At 69.3% G+C, this 19,110-nt stretch carries 12 protein-coding genes; 8 read left to right on the top strand and 4 right to left on the bottom strand.

What is annotated here, in order from left to right; translation table 11 throughout:
• Positions 1-3 precede the first annotated feature (3 nt).
• The 8 genes from BST44_RS07045 to BST44_RS07010 all read left to right on the top strand — a co-directional run bounded on the left by BST44_RS07045 (position 4) and on the right by BST44_RS07010 (position 15,591).
• Complete coding sequence (locus BST44_RS07045; RefSeq protein WP_083176062.1) at positions 4-912, top strand: decaprenyl-phosphate phosphoribosyltransferase; 909 nt, start codon at positions 4-6, stop codon at positions 910-912.
• A complete protein-coding gene (gene aftB, locus BST44_RS07040) occupies positions 899-2,869 on the top strand; it encodes a terminal beta-(1->2)-arabinofuranosyltransferase (protein ID WP_279628970.1) in 1,971 nt (656 codons plus the stop codon). Before BST44_RS07045 ends, aftB begins: the two co-directional genes overlap by 14 nt.
• Before the next feature lie 330 nt (positions 2,870-3,199).
• Positions 3,200-4,258 carry a diacylglycerol acyltransferase/mycolyltransferase Ag85A gene (gene ag85A / locus BST44_RS07035; protein WP_083176058.1) on the top strand — a complete coding sequence of 353 codons (1,059 nt, stop codon included), beginning with the start codon at positions 3,200-3,202 and terminating at the stop codon, positions 4,256-4,258.
• Between the two features lie 158 nt (positions 4,259-4,416).
• Positions 4,417-5,319: an esterase family protein gene (locus BST44_RS07030; protein ID WP_083176146.1), complete on the top strand. Its 903-nt coding sequence runs from the start codon at positions 4,417-4,419 to the stop codon at positions 5,317-5,319.
• A 140-nt stretch (positions 5,320-5,459) separates the two neighbouring features.
• On the top strand, positions 5,460-6,470 hold the full coding sequence (gene culp6 / locus BST44_RS07025) for a carboxylesterase Culp6 (RefSeq protein WP_083176056.1): 1,011 nt from the start codon (positions 5,460-5,462) through the stop codon (positions 6,468-6,470).
• Between the two features lie 289 nt (positions 6,471-6,759).
• Positions 6,760-8,658, top strand: coding sequence for a long-chain-fatty-acid--AMP ligase FadD32 (gene fadD32 / locus BST44_RS07020; RefSeq protein WP_083176054.1), 1,899 nt, complete (start codon positions 6,760-6,762; stop codon positions 8,656-8,658).
• A 13-nt stretch (positions 8,659-8,671) separates the two neighbouring features.
• Positions 8,672-14,020: a polyketide synthase Pks13 gene (gene pks13, locus BST44_RS07015; protein ID WP_083176052.1), complete on the top strand. Its 5,349-nt coding sequence runs from the start codon at positions 8,672-8,674 to the stop codon at positions 14,018-14,020.
• A 77-nt stretch (positions 14,021-14,097) separates the two neighbouring features.
• Positions 14,098-15,591: an acyl-CoA carboxylase subunit beta gene (locus BST44_RS07010; protein WP_244184749.1), complete on the top strand. Its 1,494-nt coding sequence runs from the start codon at positions 14,098-14,100 to the stop codon at positions 15,589-15,591.
• A 104-nt stretch (positions 15,592-15,695) separates the two neighbouring features.
• Here the strand turns inward: BST44_RS07010 and BST44_RS07005 are convergent, their stop codons facing one another.
• The 4 genes from BST44_RS07005 to BST44_RS06990 form a co-directional block, all read right to left on the bottom strand.
• Positions 15,696-16,250, bottom strand: coding sequence for a DUF4383 domain-containing protein (locus BST44_RS07005; protein WP_083176048.1), 555 nt, complete (start codon positions 16,248-16,250; stop codon positions 15,696-15,698).
• Positions 16,251-16,373: 123 nt separating this feature from the next.
• On the bottom strand, positions 16,374-18,146 hold the full coding sequence (locus BST44_RS07000) for an acyl-CoA dehydrogenase family protein (RefSeq protein ID WP_083176046.1): 1,773 nt from the start codon (positions 18,144-18,146) through the stop codon (positions 16,374-16,376).
• A 10-nt stretch (positions 18,147-18,156) separates the two neighbouring features.
• Positions 18,157-18,531: an FHA domain-containing protein gene (locus BST44_RS06995; protein ID WP_244184748.1), complete on the bottom strand. Its 375-nt coding sequence runs from the start codon at positions 18,529-18,531 to the stop codon at positions 18,157-18,159.
• Between the two features lie 65 nt (positions 18,532-18,596).
• Positions 18,597-19,064, bottom strand: a complete 468-nt coding sequence (locus tag BST44_RS06990) for a hypothetical protein (protein ID WP_083176042.1) — start codon at positions 19,062-19,064, stop codon at positions 18,597-18,599.
• Positions 19,065-19,110 lie beyond the last annotated feature (46 nt).

Raw genomic sequence — 19,110 nt, 5'->3', positions numbered from 1 at the left:
CGGATGAGTGAGGACGTGGTGACGGGGCCCTCGGGCAACGTGGTGACCGGGGTCATCAAGGCGATCCGCCCGCGGCAGTGGGTGAAGAACGTCCTGGTGCTCGCCGCCCCGCTGGCCGCGCTGGGCGGCCCGGTGCACTACAACTACGCCGACGTGCTGACCAAGGTGTCTGTGGCGTTCGTGGTGTTCTGCCTGGCGGCGTCGTCGATATACCTGGTCAACGACGTGCGTGACGTGAACGCCGACCGCGAGCATCCGACCAAGAGATTCCGGCCGATCGCGGCCGGCGTCGTGCCCGAATGGCTGGCCTACACCCTCGCGGTGGTCCTCGGGGTGGCTTCGCTGGCGCTTGCCTGGTGGCTGACACCCGACTTGGCGGTGGTGATGGCCGTCTACCTCAGCATGCAGCTGGCGTACTGCTTCGGTCTCAAACACCAGGCGGTGATGGACATCTGCATCGTGTCGTCGGCGTACCTGCTGCGGGCGATCGCCGGCGGCGCCGCCACCGGCATCCCGCTATCGCAATGGTTTCTGCTCTCGGCGGCGTTCGCATCGCTGTTCATGGTGGCCGGCAAGCGCTACGCGGAGCTGCAGGTCGCCGAGCGCACCGGCGCCGCGATCCGCAAGTCCCTGGAGAGCTACACCAGCACCTATCTGCGGTTCGTCTGGACCATGTCGGCCACCGCGGTGGTGCTCTGCTACGGGTTGTGGGCGTTCGAGCGTGACCGCCATTCGGGATCGTGGTTCGCGGTATCGATGGTCCCGTTCACCATCGCGATCCTGCGCTACGCCGTCGACGTCGACGGCGGGCTGGCCGGCGAGCCCGAGGACATCGCGCTGCGCGACCGAGTGCTGCAGCTGCTTTTTCTAGCGTGGATTGCGACGCTTGGAGCCGCCGTTGCCTTCGGCTAGCTCCGAACTGCAGGCCCTCAAAGCGCGGATGATGCGCACCCGGCCGGTCGTCAGGCGGTTGGGCTGGCCCGTCTTCCCGTACACCGCGATGGTGCGGGTCAGCCTGTGGATCAGTGTGGCGGTGGTCGCCGTCCTGTTCGGCTGGGGCGCCTGGCAACGGCGCTGGATCGCCGACGACGGGCTGATCGTGTTGCGCACGGTGCGCAACCTGCTCGCCGGCAACGGCCCCGTCTTCAACGAGGGCGAGCGGGTGGAGGCCAACACGTCGACGGCCTGGACCTACCTGATGTACCTGGGTGGCTGGGTGGGCGGGCCGATGCGCATGGAATACGTCGCGCTGGCCCTGGCCCTGACGCTCTCGGTGGTGGGCGTGGCGCTGCTGATGCTGGGGGCCGCCCGGTTGTACGCGCCGAGCCTGCGGGGCCGCAGGGCAGTCATGCTGCCCGCCGGGGCGCTGGTCTACATCTCCCTGCCGCCCGCGCGTGACTTCGCCACCTCGGGTCTGGAGAGCGGGCTCACGCTGGCCTACCTCGGGCTGCTGTGGTGGATGATGGTCTGCTGGGCGCAGCCGGTGCGAAACCGGCCCGATCGCCGGCTCTTCCTCGGCGCGTCGGCGTTCGTGGCCGGCTTCAGCGTCCTGGTGCGGCCCGACCTGGCCCTGATGGGTGGGCTGGCGCTGATCATGATGCTGATCGCCGCGCGGACGTGGCGGCGCCGGGTGCTGGTCGTGGCGGCGGGGGGATTGCTGCCCGTCGGCTACGAGATCTTCCGGATGGGCTACTACGGCCTGTTGGTGCCCGGGACCGCCCTGGCCAAGGACGCCGCCGGCGACAAGTGGTCCCAGGGCCTGGTCTACCTCTCGAACTTCGACGCGCCCTACGCGGTGTGGGTGCCGGTGGTGCTCCTGGTCCCGCTGGGCATCCTGCTGCTGGCGGCGCGCCGCCGGCCGTCCTTCCTGCGCCCCGCGCTGTCGCCCGACTACGGCCGGGTGGCCCGGGCGGTGCAGAGCCCACCGGCCGTCGTGGCCTTCGTCCTGGTGAGCGGGCTGGTGCAGGCGCTGTACTGGATCCGGCAGGGGGGCGACTTCATGCACGGGCGGGTGCTGCTGGCCCCGCTGTTTTGCTTGCTGGCCCCGGTCGCGGTCATCCCGGTGGCCATCCCGGACGGCCAGGACTATTCGCGCGAGACGGGCTATTGGGTGGCCGGCGCGGCCGGTGCGCTCTGGCTGAGTGTGGCCGGCTGGTCGCTGTGGGCGGCGAACTCGCCGGGCATGGGCGACGACGCCACCCACGTCACCTACTCCGGGATCGTCGACGAGCGACGCTTCTATGCGCAGGCCACCGGGCATGCGCATCCCCTGACCGCCGCCGACTACCTCGGGTATCCGCGGATGGCGGCCATTCTGACCGCGCTCGACAACACCCCGAACGGCGCGTTGCTGCTGCCGTCGGGCAACTACATCCAGTGGGACCTGGTGCCGCAGGCGCAGCCGGGCCCGGACAAGCCACCCCAAAAGCCGCAGCACACAGTGTTTTTCACCAACCTCGGCATGGTGGGCATGAACGTCGGGCTCGATGTGCGGGTGATCGACCAGATCGGGTTGGCGAATCCGCTTGCGCAGCACACGGAACGGCTACAGCATGGCCGCATCGGCCACGACAAGAACCTCTTCCCCGATTGGGCGATCGCCGACGGCCCGTGGGTGAGGGTGTATCCCGGTATCCCGGGATACTTGGACCAGCAATGGGTCGCGGAGGCGGTGGCGGCCCTGAAATGCCCCGAAACCGAGGCGGTGCTCAGCTCGGTGCGCGCGCCGATGACGCCGCATCGATTCCTCTCCAACCTGCTGCATTCCTATGAATTCACCAAGTACCGGATCGATCGGGTGCCGCGCTACGAGCTCGCGCGGTGTGGGCTGCCGGTGCCCGAAGGACCGCCGCCTCGACCCCGCGAGTAAGCCCCGCGCAGAAGAATTTTCGACCAATCTCACAATTATCTCGGCGGGCGCCCCGTGAAAAACTGCCAGCAACTTCACATTTGGGCCTTCACCAGCTGGCAATCACGCTCAAGCACATGCGAAAACGCCGCTTTCGGAGCCAACGTTTGGCCGGGAAATGACCGGGTAATGGGAGCCGAGCGGCGCTTTGCGGGACCGCCTCGATGCGGCCCGGCGGCTGAAGGTGTGGTTGACTACAACGGCACTGCTGCGCGGAGATCGCATGCAGTACGACCCAAAACATGGACGCGTCAGGATGATGGGCGCGCCGAGAAGGATGAGGAAGCAAGGATGACGCTTGTCGACAGGTTTCGCGGCGCCGTGGCCGGTATGCCGCGGCGGCTCGGGGTGGCGGCCGCTGGCGCGGCCCTGCTCTCGGGCCTGATTGGCGCCGTGGGGGGCTCGGCGACCGCTGGCGCCTTCTCGCGCCCCGGTCTGCCGGTGGAATACCTGCAGGTTCCCTCCGCGGGGATGGGCCGCGATATCAAGGTTCAGTTCGAAAGCGGTGGCCCCAACTCGCCCGCGCTGTACCTGCTCGACGGCATGCGCGCGCAGGACGACTTCAACGGCTGGGACATCAACACGCCGGCGTTCGAGTGGTACAACCAGTCGGGCATCTCGACGGTCATGCCGGTCGGCGGCCAGTCGAGCTTCTACTCGGACTGGTACAAGCCCGCCTGCGGTAAGGCCGGCTGCGTCACCTACAAGTGGGAGACCTTCCTGACCAGCGAGCTGCCGGAGTACTTGTCGTCGCAGAAGCAGGTCAAGCCGACCGGCAGCGCGGTGGTCGGGCTGTCGATGGCCGGATCGTCGGCGCTGATCCTCGCCGCCTACCACCCGCAGCAGTTCATCTACGCCGGTTCGTTGTCGGCTCTGCTGGACCCGTCCCAGGGGATGGGCCCGTCGCTGATCGGGCTGGCCATGGGTGACGCCGGTGGCTACAAGGCCGCCGACATGTGGGGCCCCAAGGAGGACCCGGCCTGGGCCCGCAACGACCCGTCGCTGCAGGTCGGCAAGCTGGTCGCCAACAACACCCGAATCTGGATCTACTGCGGTAACGGCAAGCCGTCCGACCTCGGTGGCGACAACCTGCCCGCCAAGTTCCTCGAGGGCTTCGTGCGGACTTCCAACCTGAAGTTCCAGGACGCGTACAACGCGGCCGGTGGCCACAACGCGATCTTCAACTTCGACGCCAACGGCACCCACGACTGGCCCTACTGGGGCGCGCAGCTGCAGGCGATGAAGCCTGAACTGCAGTCGACGCTGGGCGCCACCCCGGGCGCGGGTCCGGCCACCGCCGCGGCGGCCGCCGGCAACGGCGCTTCCAACGGCACCGGCCAGGGCACCTAAGCCCACCGAACGACGCGACCGGCGGCGGAAACCTTTCGGGGTTTCCGCCGCCGGTCGTTTTGGTGTGTGATTTGTTTCACTACCCGGCGGCCGGGGGCCCCACGGCGCTGGCTAATGTGCAGGCATCGACTAGACGATGGAGGGTGGACATGAGGGTCGTGCGGGGTATGTCAGCGCTTCTTCGGGTGTTCTCCGTTGCCGCGCTGGCCGTCGGCTTGATCGGTGTGACGGTGACGGGCGGGCCCGCGGGAAAAGCCCGGGCGGCCGGCTACGAGAGCCTGATGGTGCCGTCGGCGGCGATGGGCCGCGACATTCCCGTGGCCTTCCTGGGCGGCGGCCCGCACGCGGTCTACCTGCTGGACGCCTTCAACGCGGCGCCGGACGTGAGCAACTGGGTCACCGCGGGCAACGCGATGAACACCCTGGGCGGCAAGGGGATCTCGGTGGTGGCGCCGGCCGGCGGGGCGTGGAGCATGTACACCAACTGGGAGCAGGACGGCAGCAAGCAGTGGGACACCTTCCTGTCCAGTGAGCTGCCCAACTGGCTGGCCGCCAACAAGGGCCTGGCGCCCGGCGGTCACGCCGCCGTCGGCGCCTCGCAGGGCGGCTACGCCGCGATGGCCCTGGCCGCCTTCCACCCCGACCGCTTCGGCTTCGCCGGATCGTTGTCCGGGTTCCTGTACCCGTCGAACACCACGACGAACGGCGCGATCCTGGCCGGCCTGCAGCAGTACGGCGGCGTGGACGGCAACGGGATGTGGGGCGCGCCGCAGCTGGGCCGGTGGAAGTGGCACGACCCCTACGTGCACGCGTCGCTGCTGGCGCAGAACAACACCCGCGTGTGGGTCTACAGCCCGACGAACATGGGCGGCGACGACGCCGCGATGATCGGCCAGGCCGGCGAGGCGATGGGCAACAGCCGGATGTTCTACCAGCAGTACCGCAGCAACGGCGGGCACAACGGTCATTTCGACTTCCCGGGCGGCGGCGACAACGGCTGGGGCTCGTGGTCGGGGCAGTTGGGGGCGATGTCGGGCGACATCGTGGGCGCGATTCGGTAGCTCGGCGCCATCTCCCGTCACGGGTCGGTAGCGGTTCGTTGCCGGGCCGAACCACTCAGGCGAGCCGGTACCGTGTAGGGATGCGGCGGGGGTCGGGAGGACCGCTTCGCTGCGATCCACGACGCTGCTAGCAGGAGAACATGGCCACCAACGCCCGGCGCAAGCGCCACCGAGTCCTCGCCTGGACCGCCGCCCTCACGATGGCGGGCGTGGTGTTGTTGGTCATCGTCGCCGTGGTAATGCTGTTGCGCGGCCGCGAGGCGCCGCCCAGTGCGGTGCCGCCCGGCGTGCTGCCGCCGCCCTCCACGACCACCCACCCGCACAAGCCCCGGCCCGCCAGCCAAGACGCGTCGTGTCCGGACGTCCAGTTGGTCAACGTCCCCGGCACCTGGGAGTCCGCCCCGCAGGACGACCCGGCCAACCCGGTGCAATTCCCCAACGCGCTGCTGCACAAGGTGGCGGCGGCGATCACCCAGGAGTTCCCCGCCTCCCGGGTGCAGGAGTACACCACGCCCTACACCGCGCAGTTCCACAACCCGCTCAGCGGCGACACCCAGATGTCCTACAACGCAAGCCGGGCCGAGGGCACCCGCGCGACCGTCCAGGCGATGACGGACATGAACGCCAAGTGCCCGCTGACCAGCTACGTGCTGATGGGCTTCTCGCAGGGCGCGGTTATCGCCGGTGACATCGCCAGCGACATCGGCAACGGCCGCGGACCCGTCGACGACGACCTGGTGCTCGGTGTGACGTTGATCGCCGACGGCCGGCGCCAGCCCGGGGTGGGCAACGACGTCGGCCCCAACCCGCCGGGGCAGGGCGCCGAGATCACGTTGCACGAAGTGCCCGTGCTGTCCGATCTCGGCCTGACCATGACCGGTGCGCGGCCGGGCGGGTTCGGCGCGCTCGACGGCAAGACCAACGAGATCTGCGCACCCGGCGACCTCATCTGCGCCGCGCCGCAGGAGGCGTTCAGCGTGGCCAACCTGCCCAACACGCTCAACACCCTGGCCGGTAACGGCGGGCAGCCCATCCACGCGCTGTACGCGACGCCGCAGTTCTGGAACGCCGACGGGCAGACGGCCACCGATTGGACGTTGAACTGGGTTCGAGGGCTGATCGCCAACGCGCCGCATCCCAAACACGGATGACCGGGCGCGGGACACAGCCGTCAGGAGCCCGTTGCCGGTCCAGATCAGCGGTACCTTGTGATTTGGTGTGCTGCGGGCCGCCCCTTAACATTAAGAGGAATTTAAGAGCTATAACACTTTGTTGCGGGCCCGATCCTGGTGGAAGCCGGCCTGGGATGGACAGGAGGCCGCCGCCCGCGGCGCCGCGCGAGGGACTGGCCCGCTAGAAATGGAAACCGTCGGCCTGGCCGACCGAAGGACAACACGTCGGCGTAGCGCCGGCCTAAAACAGGTGTGACAGGAGAGCGGAATGCCGTACCACAACCCGTTCATCGTGAATGGAAAGATCAGGTTCCCGGACAACACCAACCTGGTCAAGCACGTTGAGAAGTGGGCGAGGGTTCGCGGCGACAAGCTGGCCTACCGGTTCATCGACTATTCCACCGAACGGGACGGTGTCTACCGCGACATCATCTGGCGCGACTTCAGCGCCCGTAACCGTGCGGTGGGCGCCCGGCTGCAGCAGGTCACCCAGCCGGGGGACCGCATCGCCATCCTGTGCCCGCAGAACCTCGACTACCTGATCGCCTTCTTCGGCGCGCTGTACGCGGGCCGGATCGCCGTGCCGTTGTTCGACCCGGGCGAGCCGGGACACGTCGGCCGCCTGCACGCGGTGCTCGACGACTGCACCCCCTCGACGATCCTGACCACCACCGAGGCGGCCGAGGGGGTCCGCAAGTTCATCCGCGCCCGCTCGGCCAAGGAACGGCCCCGGGTGATCGCCGTCGACGCGGTGCCGACCGAGGTGGCCTCCACCTGGGTGGAGCCGGTCGCCGACGAGACCACCATCGCCTACCTGCAGTACACGTCCGGCTCCACGCGCACCCCGACCGGCGTGATGATCAGCCACCTGAACCTGCCGACCAACGTGCTGCAGGTGCTCAACGGGCTGGAGGGCAAGGAGGGTGACCGCGGCCTGTCCTGGCTGCCGTTCTTCCACGACATGGGTCTGATCACGGCACTGTTGTCGCCGGTGCTGGGCCACAACTTCACCTTCATGACGCCGGCCGCCTTCGTGCGCCGCCCCGGCCGGTGGATCCGCGAGATGGCGCGCAAGCCCGAAGACGAGCCGGGCTCGGAACTTTTCACCGTCGCGCCGAACTTCGCGTTCGAGCACGCCGCCGTGCGCGGCGTGCCCAAGGAGGGCGAGCCGCCCCTGGACCTGAGCAACGTCAAGGGGATCCTCAACGGGAGCGAGCCGGTGTCCCCGGCGTCGATGCGCAAGTTCTACGAGGCGTTCGCGCCGTACGGCCTGCGGGAGACCGCGATCAAGCCGTCCTACGGCCTGGCCGAGGCGACCCTGTTCGTCTCCACCACGCCGATGGACGAGGCGCCCACGGTGATCCACGTCGACCGCGACGAGCTCAACAAGCAGCGCTTCGTCGAGGTGGCCCCCGACGCGCCGAACGCCGTCGCGCAGGTGTCCGCGGGCGTCATCGGTGTCGACGAGTGGGCCGTCATCGTCGACCCCGACACGGCCACCGAACTGCCGGACGACCAGATCGGCGAGATCTGGCTGCACGGCAAGAACCTCGGCCTCGGCTACTGGGGCAAGGAGGCGGAGACCCAGGAGACCTTCCGCAACATCCTCAAGTCCCGCATCAGCCAGTCGCACGCCGAGGGGGCCGAGGATGACGGGCTGTGGGTCCGCACCGGCGACTACGGCACCTACCACAACGGGCACCTCTATATAGCCGGCCGCATCAAGGACCTCGTCATCATCGACGGCCGCAACCACTACCCGCAGGACCTCGAGTACTCGGCGCAGGAGGCCAGCCGGGCGCTGCGCACCGGCTACGTGGCCGCGTTCTCGGTCCCGGCCAACGAGCTGCCCCAGGTGGTGTTCGACAACCCGCACACCGGCCTCAAGCACGACCCCGAGGACAGCTCCGAGCAGTTGGTGATCGTCGCCGAGCGCGCGCCCGGCACGCACAAGCTCGACTACCAGCCCATCGCCGACGAGATCCGCGCGGCCATCGCCGTGCGGCACGGGGTCACCATCCGCGACCTGTTGCTGGTGCAGGCGGGCACGATCCCGCGCACCTCCAGCGGCAAGATCGGGCGCCGCGCGTGCCGGGCCGCCTACCTCGACGGCAGCCTGCGCAGCGGTGTCGGCTCGCCGACCGCCTTCGCCAGCTCGACCGACTGAATTCACGAACACTATGGCTGACACTGATCACTCCGAGAACCCAGAGAACACCGGCGGCGACGTCCCCGCCAAGAAGGCCGAGATGACGGTCCCCGAGATGCGCGAATGGCTGCGCAACTGGGTGGGCCGGGCCGTTGGCAAGTCACCGGACGACGTCGACGAGTCGGTGCCCATGGTGGAGTTGGGTCTGTCGTCGCGCGACGCCGTGGCGATGGCCGCCGACATCGAAGACATGACCGGTGTCACCCTGTCCGTCGCGGTGGCCTTCCAGCATCCGACCATCGAGTCGCTCGCCACGCGGATCGTCGAGGGCGAGCCCGAGATCGACACGTCGGGCGACGACGTCTCGGACTGGACGCGTAACGGCCCGGCCGAGCGCGTCGACATCGCGATCGTGGGCCTGTCGACCCGGTTGCCCGGCGACATGAACACCCCCGACGAGACGTGGCAGGCGCTGATGGAGGGCCGCGACGCCATCACCGACCTGCCCGAGGGTCGCTGGGAGGAGTTCCTGGAGGAGCCGCGGCTGGCCGAACGGATGGCCAAGGCCCGCACCCGCGGTGGCTACCTGAAGGACATCAAGGGGTTCGACTCCGAGTTCTTCGCGGTGGCCAAGACCGAGGCCGACAACATCGACCCGCAGCAGCGGATGGCGCTGGAGCTCACGTGGGAGGCGCTCGAGTACGCACGCATCCCCGCGTCGAGCCTGCGCGGCGGGTCCGTCGGCGTGTACGTCGGCGTCTCCAACAACGACTACAGCTTCCTGGCGGTGTCCGACCCGACCGTCGCGCACCCCTACGCGATCACCGGCACCGCGACGTCGATCATCGCCAACCGGGTCTCCTACTTCTACGACTTCCGCGGCCCGTCGGTGGCCGTCGACACCGCCTGCTCGAGTTCCCTGGTGGCCGCGCACCAAGCGGTCCAGGCGCTGCGCAACGGCGAGTGCGACGTGGCCGTCGCCGGTGGCGTCAACGCGCTGGTCACCCCGGTCGTCACGCTCGGTTTCGACGAGATCGGCCAGGTGCTGTCGCCCGACGGCCGGATCAAATCGTTCTCCTCCGACGCCGACGGCTACACCCGCTCCGAGGGGGGCGGCATGCTGGTGCTCAAGCGGGTCGACGACGCCCGCCGCGACGGCGACCAGATCCTCGCCGTGATCGCGGGCAGCGCGGTCAACCACGACGGCCGGTCCAACGGCCTGATCGCGCCCAACCAGGACGCGCAGGCCGACGTGCTGCGCCGGGCCTACAAGGACGCCGGCATCGACCCGCGCACCGTCGACTACATCGAGGCGCACGGCACCGGGACGGTGCTCGGCGACCCGATCGAGGCGGAGGCGTTGGGTCGCGTCGTGGGCCGGGGCCGGCCCACCGACCGCCCGGCGCTGCTGGGTGCGGTGAAAACCAATGTGGGCCACCTGGAATCGGCGGCCGGTGCGGCCAGCCTGGCCAAGGTGGTGCTGGCCCTGCAGCACGACAAGCTGCCGCCGTCGATCAACTTCGCCGGGCCCAGCCCCTACATCGACTTCGACGCGATGCGCCTGAAGGTGATCGACCAGCCCACCGACTGGCCGCGGTACGGCGGCTACGCGCTGGCCGGGGTGTCCAGCTTCGGGTTCGGTGGCGCCAACGCGCACCTGGTGGTGCGCGAGGTCTTACCCCGTGACGTCGTGGAAAAAGAGGCGCGCGAGCCCGAACCCGAGCACAAGGCCGCAACGGACGCCGCTGAAGCGCCGACGATGGAGGCCCACGCACTGCGGTTCGACGACTTCGGCAACATCATTCCCGACCCCGAGGCGCCCGAGGAGGACGAGCCCGAACTGCCGGGCGTCACCGACGAGGCGCTGCGGCTCAAGGAGATCGCGCTGGAGGAGCTGGCGGCGCAGGAGGCCTCTGGGGGAGAGGCGCCGACCAAACCCCTGATTCCGCTCGCGGTGTCGGCGTTTTTGACGTCGCGCAAGAAGGCCGCGGCCGCCGAACTGGCGGACTGGATGGAAAGCCCCGAGGGGCAGGCGTCGTCGCTGGAATCGATCGGCCGGGCGCTGTCGCGGCGCAACCACGGCCGCTCGCGCGCGGTGGTGCTGGCCCACGACCACGAGGAGGCCATCAAGGGCCTGCGCGCGGTCGCCGAGGGCAAGCAGCGGCCGGGCGTGTTCAGCGTCGACGGGCCGGTGACCAACGGGCCGGTGTGGGTGCTGGCGGGATTCGGTGCGCAACACCGCAAGATGGGCAAGAGCCTGTACCTGCGCAACGCGGTCTTCGCCGAGTGGATCGAGAAGGTCGACGCGCTGGTCCAGGACGAGTTGGGTTATTCGGTGCTCGAGCTGATCCTCGACGACTCGCAGGACTACGGCATCGAAACCACCCAGGTCACCATCTTCGCGATCCAGATCGCGCTGGGCGAGCTGCTCAAGCACCACGGCGCCAAGCCCGCCGCGGTGGTCGGGCAGTCGCTGGGCGAGGCGGCCTCCGCGTACTTCGCCGGCGGCCTGTCGCTGCGCGACGCCACCCGGACCATCTGCTCGCGCTCGCACCTGATGGGCGAGGGCGAGGCGATGCTGTTCGGCGAGTACATCCGGCTGATGGCGCTGGTGGAGTACTCCGCCGACGAGATCGAAACCGTCTTCCCGGACTTTCCCGATCTCGAGGTGTGCGTCTACGCCGCCCCCACCCAGACCGTCATCGGCGGCCCGCCCGAGCAGGTGGACGCGATCATCGCCCGCTGTGAGGCGGAGGGGAAGTTCGCCCGCAAGTTCCAGACCAAGGGCGCCAGCCACACCCAGCAGATGGACCCGCTGCTCGGCGAGCTGGCCGCGGAGCTGCAGGGCATCAAGCCGCTGAGCCCGACGGTCGGGATCTACTCGACCGTGCACGAGGGCAGCTACATCAAGCCGGGCGGCGAGCCGATCCACGACGTCGACTACTGGAAGAAGGGGCTGCGGCACAGCGTCTACTTCACCCACGGGGTCCGCAACGCCGTCGACAGCGGCCACACCACGTTCCTGGAGCTGGCTCCCAACCCGGTGGCGCTGATGCAGGTGGGCCTGACCACCGCCGCGGCCGGGCTGCACGACGCGCAGCTGATCCCGACGCTGGCCCGCAAGCAGGACGAGGTCGAGTCGATGATCTCGACCATGGCGCAGCTCTACGTCTACGGCCACGACCTGGACATCTGGACGCTATTCACCCGCGCGGCGGGGCCGGCCGACTACGCGAACATCCCGCCGACCCGGTTCAAGCGCAAGGAGCACTGGCTGGACGTGCACTTCGCGCACGGCAGCAGCTCGGTGCTCATGCCGGGCAACCACGTCGCGCTGCCGGACGGCCGCCACGTGTGGGAGTACAACCCCCGCGGCCTGACGGATCTGCCCGCGTTGGTGAAAGCCGCCGCGGCCGAGGTGCTTCCGGACGCGCAGCTGGCGGCCGCCGAGCAGCGCGCGGTCCCGGGCGAGGGCGCCCGGCTGGTGACGACGCTGACCCGGCACCCCGGTGGCGCGTCGGTGCAGGTGCACGCCCGCATCGACGAGTCGTTCACGCTGGTCTACGACGCGCTGGTGACCCGCGCCGGGGAGGGCGCCGTCGCCCTGCCGGCCGCGGTGGGCGCGGCCGCGGCTCCGTCCAACGGCACGGCGGCCGCCGCAACCGAGGCACCCGTCGAGCAGGCCGAGGCCGAAACCCTGACGGACAGCCTGACCAACCGCTACTTCTCGGCCAGCATGGGCAAGTGGTCGCCGGACTCGGGCGAGACGGTCGCGGAGCGCCTGGGACTGATCGTCGGCTCGGCCATGGGTTACGAACCCGAGGACCTGCCGTGGGAGGTGCCGCTGATCGAGCTCGGCCTGGACTCGCTGATGGCCGTGCGGATCAAGAACCGCGTCGAGTACGACTTCGACCTGCCGCCGATCCAGTTGGCCGCGGTGCGGGACGCCAACCTCTACAACATCGAGGAGCTGATCAAGTACGCGGTCGAGCACCGCGACGAGGTTCAGCAGCTGCACGAGTACCAGCAGACGCAAAGCGCCGAGGAAATCGCCCGGATACAGGCGGAGATGATGAGCGGCGCGACGCCGGTCACCGCGGCGGTGCCGGCGCCCGACCCGCAGGCGGAGCCGGAGACGCAGTCGGCGCCGCCCCCGTCGGATGTTCCCGTCCCGCCGCCGCCCACCGACCCGTCGGGGCCGAACGGCAATGGTGCCGCGCAGGCCAAATCCGAGGCGGCCGGCGCCGCCGGCGCCCTCAACCAGCAGGCGGTCGCCGCGGCGCTCAACTCGGACGTGCCGCCGCGCGACGCGGCCGAGCGGGTGACGTTCGCGACGTGGGCGATCGTCACCGGCAAGTCGCCGGGCGGCATCTTCAACCCGCTGCCCAAGTTGGACGACGAGCAGGCCGCCAAGATGGCGCAGCGCCTCTCGGAGCGCGCCGACGGCCCGATCACCGTCGAGGACGTGGTGACGTCGGAGAACATCGAGGCCCTGGCCGAGAAGGTGCGGCAGTACCTGGAGGCCGGCGTGGTCGACGGGTTCGTCCGCACCCTGCGTGCGCCCGAAGGCAGCTCGAAGCCGCCGGTGTTCGTGTTCCATCCGGCCGGCGGCTCGACCGTGGTGTACGAGCCGCTGCTCAACCGGCTGCCATCGGACACCCCGATGTACGGCTTCGAGCGGGTCGAAGGCTCGATCGAAGAGCGTGCGGCGCAATACCTTCCGAAGCTGATCGAGATGCAGGGCGACGGCCCCTACATCCTGGCCGGCTGGTCGCTGGGCGGTGTGCTCGCCTACGCGTGCGCGATCGGGCTCAAGCGGCTGGGCAAGGACGTCGCCTGGGTCGGGCTGATCGACGCGGTCCGCGCGGGCGAGGAGGTTCCGCAGACCAAGGAGGAGATCCGCAAGCGCTGGGACCGCTACGCCCGCTTCGCCGAGAAGACGTTCAACGTCACCATCCCGGAGATCCCCTACGAGCAGCTCGAGGAGCTCGATGACGAGGGCCAGATCCGGTTCGTGCTCGAGGCGGTGAGCCAGAGCGGTGTGCAGATCCCGGCCGGGATCATCGAGCACCAGCGCACGTCGTACCTGGACAACCGGGCCATCGACACCGCCGAGATCCAGCCGTACGACGGGCACGTCACCCTCTACATGGCGGATCGCTACCATGACGACGCGATCATGTTCGAGCCGCGGTACGCCGTCCGGCAGCCGGACGGCGGGTGGGGCGAGTACGTGTCAGACCTCGAGGTGGTGCCGATCGGTGGCGAACACATTCAGGCCATCGACGAGCCCTACATCGCCAAGGTCGGCGCACACATGAGCGAGGCGCTGGAGAACATCGAGGCGGGGCACCGCCGGACGAGTGAGGTGGGCAACTAGTGACCGGTGCGGAGCCTTCTCGCGCTCACACGACAGCCGAAAAACTGGCCGAGCTGCATGTGCGGCTGGAAAAGGCCATGGAGCCCGGCGGCGAGAAGGCCGTCGCCAAGCGCGAGAAGAAGGGCATCCCCAGCGCTCGCGCCCGCATCCACGCGCTGGTCGACCCGGGCACCTTCATGGAGGTCGGGGCGCTGGCCAAGACGCCGAACGACCCGACCGCGCTCTACGGCGACGGGTGCGTCACCGGCCACGCCATGATCGACGGCCGGCCGGTCGGGGTGTTCTCCCACGACCAGACGGTGTTCCAGGGCACGGTCGGCGAGATGTTCGGCCGCAAGGTGGCCCGGCTGATGGAGTGGTGCGCGATGGTCGCCTGCCCGATCATCGGCATCCAGGACTCGGGCGGCGCCCGCATCCAGGACGCGGTCACCTCGCTGGCGTGGTACGCCGAGCTGGGCCGCCGGCACGAGGCGCTGTCCGGACTGGTGCCGCAGATCTCCCTCATCTTCGGCAAATGCGCCGGCGGAGCGGTGTATTCGCCGATCCAGGACGACCTGCTCGTGTCGGTGCGCGACCAGGGCTACTTCTTCGTCACCGGCCCGGACGTGATCCGCGAGGTCACCGGCGAGGAGGTCACCCTCGACGAGCTGGGCGGGTCCGACGCGCAGGCCCGCTACGGCAACATCCACCAGGTGGTGGACTCCGAGGCCGAGGCGTTCGGTTACGTGCGCGACTTCCTGTCGTTCCTGCCGTCGAGCACCTTCGGCAAGCCGCCGATCGTCAACCCCGGCCTGGAGCCGGAGATCACCCCGACCGACCTGGAGCTCGACGCGATCGTGCCGGACTCCGACAACGCCGCCTACGACATGCACGAGATCCTGCTGCGCATCTTCGACGACGGTGACTTCCTCGACGTCGCCGCGCAGCACGGGCCGGCCATCATCACCGGGTACGCGCGCGTCGACGGCCACCCCGTGGGGGTGATCGCCAACCAGCCCATGCACATGTCGGGGGCGATCGACAACGAGGCGTCCGACAAGGCGGCGCGCTTCATCCGGTTCTGCGACTCCTTCAACATTCCGCTGGTCTTCGTGGTGGACACGCCGGGCTTCCTGCCGGGCGCCGAGGAGGAGAAGCGGGGCATCATCAAGCGCGGCGGGCGGTTCCTCTACTCCGTGGTGGAGGCCGACGTCCCCAAGGTGACCATCACGGTGCGTAAGTCCTACGGCGGCGCCTACGCCGTGATGGGGTCCCGGCAGCTGACCGCGGACTTCAACTTCGCCTGGCCCACGGCGCGCATCGCGGTGATCGGCGCCGAGGGCGCCGCTCAGCTGCTGATGAAGCGGTTCCCCGACCCGACGACGCCCGAGGCGCAGCAGATCAAGAAGGACTTCATCGAGGGCTACAACCTCAACATGGCGATCCCGTGGACCGCGGCCGAACGCGGCTTCATCGACGCGGTCATCGACCCGCACGAGACGCGGCTGCTGCTGCGCAAGTCGCTGAGGCTGTTGCGGGACAAGCAGTTGTGGTTCCGCACCGCGCGCAAGCACGGCCTGATCCCGGTCTAGTTTTCTTCCGCGAGCAGACGCAAAATCGCATGTCTCACGGCGAGTTTGGGCGATTTTGCGTCTGCTCGCGAGTGATACGGGCCGGCCCGTCAGCGTGCCTGGCTTCAGGCCCCGTCGGACGGCTGACCCGCCGGCGGGGTGGTCGACGCAGGGCCTTGATCAGTCCCGGCTTCCTGGCGCGGTATCCAATCCGGCCCCTCCAGGACGTCCGGGAGGAGCCAATACAGCACGGCGAAACTCGTCACTGCCAGCACGCCGTGCAACACGATGTCGCGCGGCTCGAAGCCGAGCGGGCCCGGCGCATGATGTGCCGCCGCGATCGCGCCGATGATCACCAGGGCCGTGAAAACCACCGTGCAGAGCCCGGCCGCGGCGACCGCCGCGTGCCGACCGACGACTCCGACCGCGGCCAGCAGCCCGAGCCCGAGCAGCAGTGTGCTGTGCCAGGGGGTCAACGCGAGCCCGAGCAACGGGGCCCCGGTGGGCGGTGCGTGACGATGGAACGCGGCGGAGACCAACCCGGCGGCGCCCAGAACGATCAGCAGCACCCCGTCGGCCAACAGCAGCCACCGGCCGCTGCGGAAGTGGCTTTGCTTCCGGGAGACCAGGCGTAGTCCGGACGTCAATCTGCCCATGGGGCCTCGGGTGACGGGCGACATCACTCAACCTTCCGACCATCAGGTGCTCGTCTGCGATCCCGGGTACCCGCTGCGCCCCTGGGCCGATGCGCCGCACGAAACTCTCAGCGATGTCCCAGGTGAGCGCCGTCGGCGGACAGCGCGCTAACCGGTGAACGCCCCGTCCAGTAGCTCGTCGAACCGCTCCAGCGCCTCGTCGGACTCGGCGTCGATGCCGCGCAGCGCTCCGCGATCAGCGAGATAACGCTGCGCGTAGAGCCGGGCGACCAGCGCCTTGCGCTCCGCGCCGCGGGTGGCGCGTTCCCACGCGGCCTGCTCGGTGAGCAACGCCGCGGCGTACACGTCGCCCATGAACTGGGCCAGCGGGAACAGGCGTGCCTCGCCCGTGTCACGGTCCAGCTTGGACCACGCGGTGATCGCCGCGTCCAGATCCTCGATGCGCCCGGCCACCAATCGGGTGGTGTCGTCGTCGTCGGACACCGCCATCGCGTCGCGCAGCCGCGCCAGCAGCGGCTCGTGGGCGCGGGTCTGCTCGATGCCGCGCCGCACGTCCAGGCACAGGATGTTGTCGGGCCCCTCCCAGATCGTGTTGACCTGCGCGTCGCGCAGCAACCGGGCCACCGGCCACGTCTCGATATAGCCGTTGCCGCCGTGGATCTCGATCGCGTCCGACGCCGCGGTGATCCCGAGCCGGCAGGCCTTCAGCTTGGTGACCGGCACGGCGATGCGTTGCCGCATGGCGCGGGGCTGGCGATGGTTGGTGGCGCCGGTGCCGTCGAAAACCATTGCCTGCGCGGCTTCGACGTCGACGACCATCTCGGCGAGCTTGCGCCGCATCAGCGGCTTGTCGATGAGCGCTCCGCCGAACGCGTGCCGCCGCCGGGCGTAACACAGCGACTCGACCAGCGCGCGGCGCGCGTTGCCGAGGCCGAACAGGGCGATGCCGAGCCGCGCGGCGTTGGTGAGCTCCATCATGCGGCCGAGCCCCTTGCCGTCGGACGGGCCCGCGTCGCCGGTGGGTTCCCCGGACAGCAGAAACGCTTCCGCGTCAACGAATTCCACCTCGCCGGAGGCCACCGAGCGGGTGCCGAGTTTGTCCTTCAGCCGGCGCACCCGCACCCCGTTGCGCGACCCGTCGCGGCGGGTGCGCAACACCAGGAAATTGGCGACGCCCCGTGTCGAGTCGGGCGCACCCTCGGGCTTTGCCAGCACGACGAACGCCTCGCCGGCGCAGTTGGACGCAAACCACTTGAACCCGTTGAGGATCCAGGAGTCGCCCGCGCGTGTCGCCGTCGCCTCCAGCGCACCCAGGTCCGAGCCGCCGGTGCGTTCGGTCAACAGTTGAGCGGTCTCACCCGCCCACTCGCCGGAGGCGAACTTGGCCAGCACGTGCTCTCGCACGTCGGCCGGCGCGTACGCGGCCACCAATGACTGGACCATGCCGCCGCCGGTGCCCAGCGCGCAGCCCATCCCGATGTCGGCCTGGTTCAGCAGATAGTTGGACGCGAACAGGCTCAGGCCCGAGCTGATCTTGGCGGCGCGAGCGTCGTCGCGCAGGGCCTGCTGGGCGCCGAGGACCGCGCGCTTGGATTGCGTGAAAGAGGCCGGCATGACGACATGGCTGATGTCGTGCCCCCAGCGGTCGTAGCGCTCCAGCCGCGGCGGGCTGTGATCGGTCTCCTCCGCCCACCTCGCGACCGGGCCGCCCATCAACTCGCCCATCCGCACCAGATGCGGCTCCACGACCGCCAATTCCTCGGGCTGCAGGTAATACGCCATGGTGAACTGCAGGGTGGGATCGGTGCGGTACCAGTTCAGGCCGACCGCTCCGCTGTAGTTCTCGGTTCGATAGCGCCGCGACTTCTCCTCGGTGGAAAAGGGCAGCCGGTCCACCGCCTCCACGGCGTAGTCGCTCATGGGTGAGACGCTACGCGCCCGTCAGGAAAACCAGACGCACCCGGCCGATCTGGATCTCGTCGCCGTCGGCCAGCACCGCCGCGTCGACCGGCTCCCGGTTCAAATAGGTGTGGTTCATGCTGCCCACGTCGACCATGCGGAATTGACCACCCTCGCTGAGGAATTCGGCGTGCCGGCGGCTGACGGTGATGTCGTCGAGGTAGATGTCGCTGTCCGGATGGCGGCCCGCGGACATGACGGGCTGGGTCAGCGCGAACCGGGAGCCGGTGTTGGGCCCGCGGGTGACGACGAGCACCGCGGAGCCCGGGCTGAGCGCCGGCCTGTTTTCGATCCCCACGCCGGCGGTTGCCGGCGCGTCGAACTCGGCGGTTACCGCGGTGCCCATGTCGCCGGTTCGCTCCTGCACGCCCTCGCCCTGAGTCGGCTTCGGCGGCGTCGACCCCGTGTCGCTCACGCGGCTCGCGGCAGATCCGGGTTGGCGGCCGCCGCTTGCGATGTCGGTCGATTCGGTGCGGGTGCCCAGCCGACATAGGTCAGGTAGAGGCCGACCACGGCGAAGACGACGCACAGCGCGATCCACCAGGCTTGCGCGCCGATCATGTCGTTGGCCAGCGAAGCGAAGAACCTGGGGAAGGCCACCAGCAGCAGCCCGCGCAGCACGATCAGCCAGCCGATCAGGGACACGATGACCGCCGCGGTGCCGCGCCAACTTTGGTGCGCGGCAACAATCGTCAGGCCGACCAGCAAGATGAAGGCGCCGGTGACGAAGGTCCACATCGAATTCGCCTCGAATTGCGACAGCAGCGACTGCATGTCGGAGGCGCGCGCGACCGCCGTCACGTCGACAATGACCAGAAAGGGACCGAGCACGCGGGAGAAAAAGCGTGTCGCGGTCTGCGACTGTGGTGAAGCGTCCATTGCCGTGCCTTTCATCCGACGCCGGTCATTCGGCGATCCCCTTTAG

The organism is Mycobacterium scrofulaceum (assembly GCF_002086735.1).
Lineage (GTDB): Bacteria > Actinomycetota > Actinomycetes > Mycobacteriales > Mycobacteriaceae > Mycobacterium > Mycobacterium scrofulaceum.
Note: the sequence above shows the minus strand (reverse complement) of the source record. Positions and strands in the feature narration are given on the sequence as shown.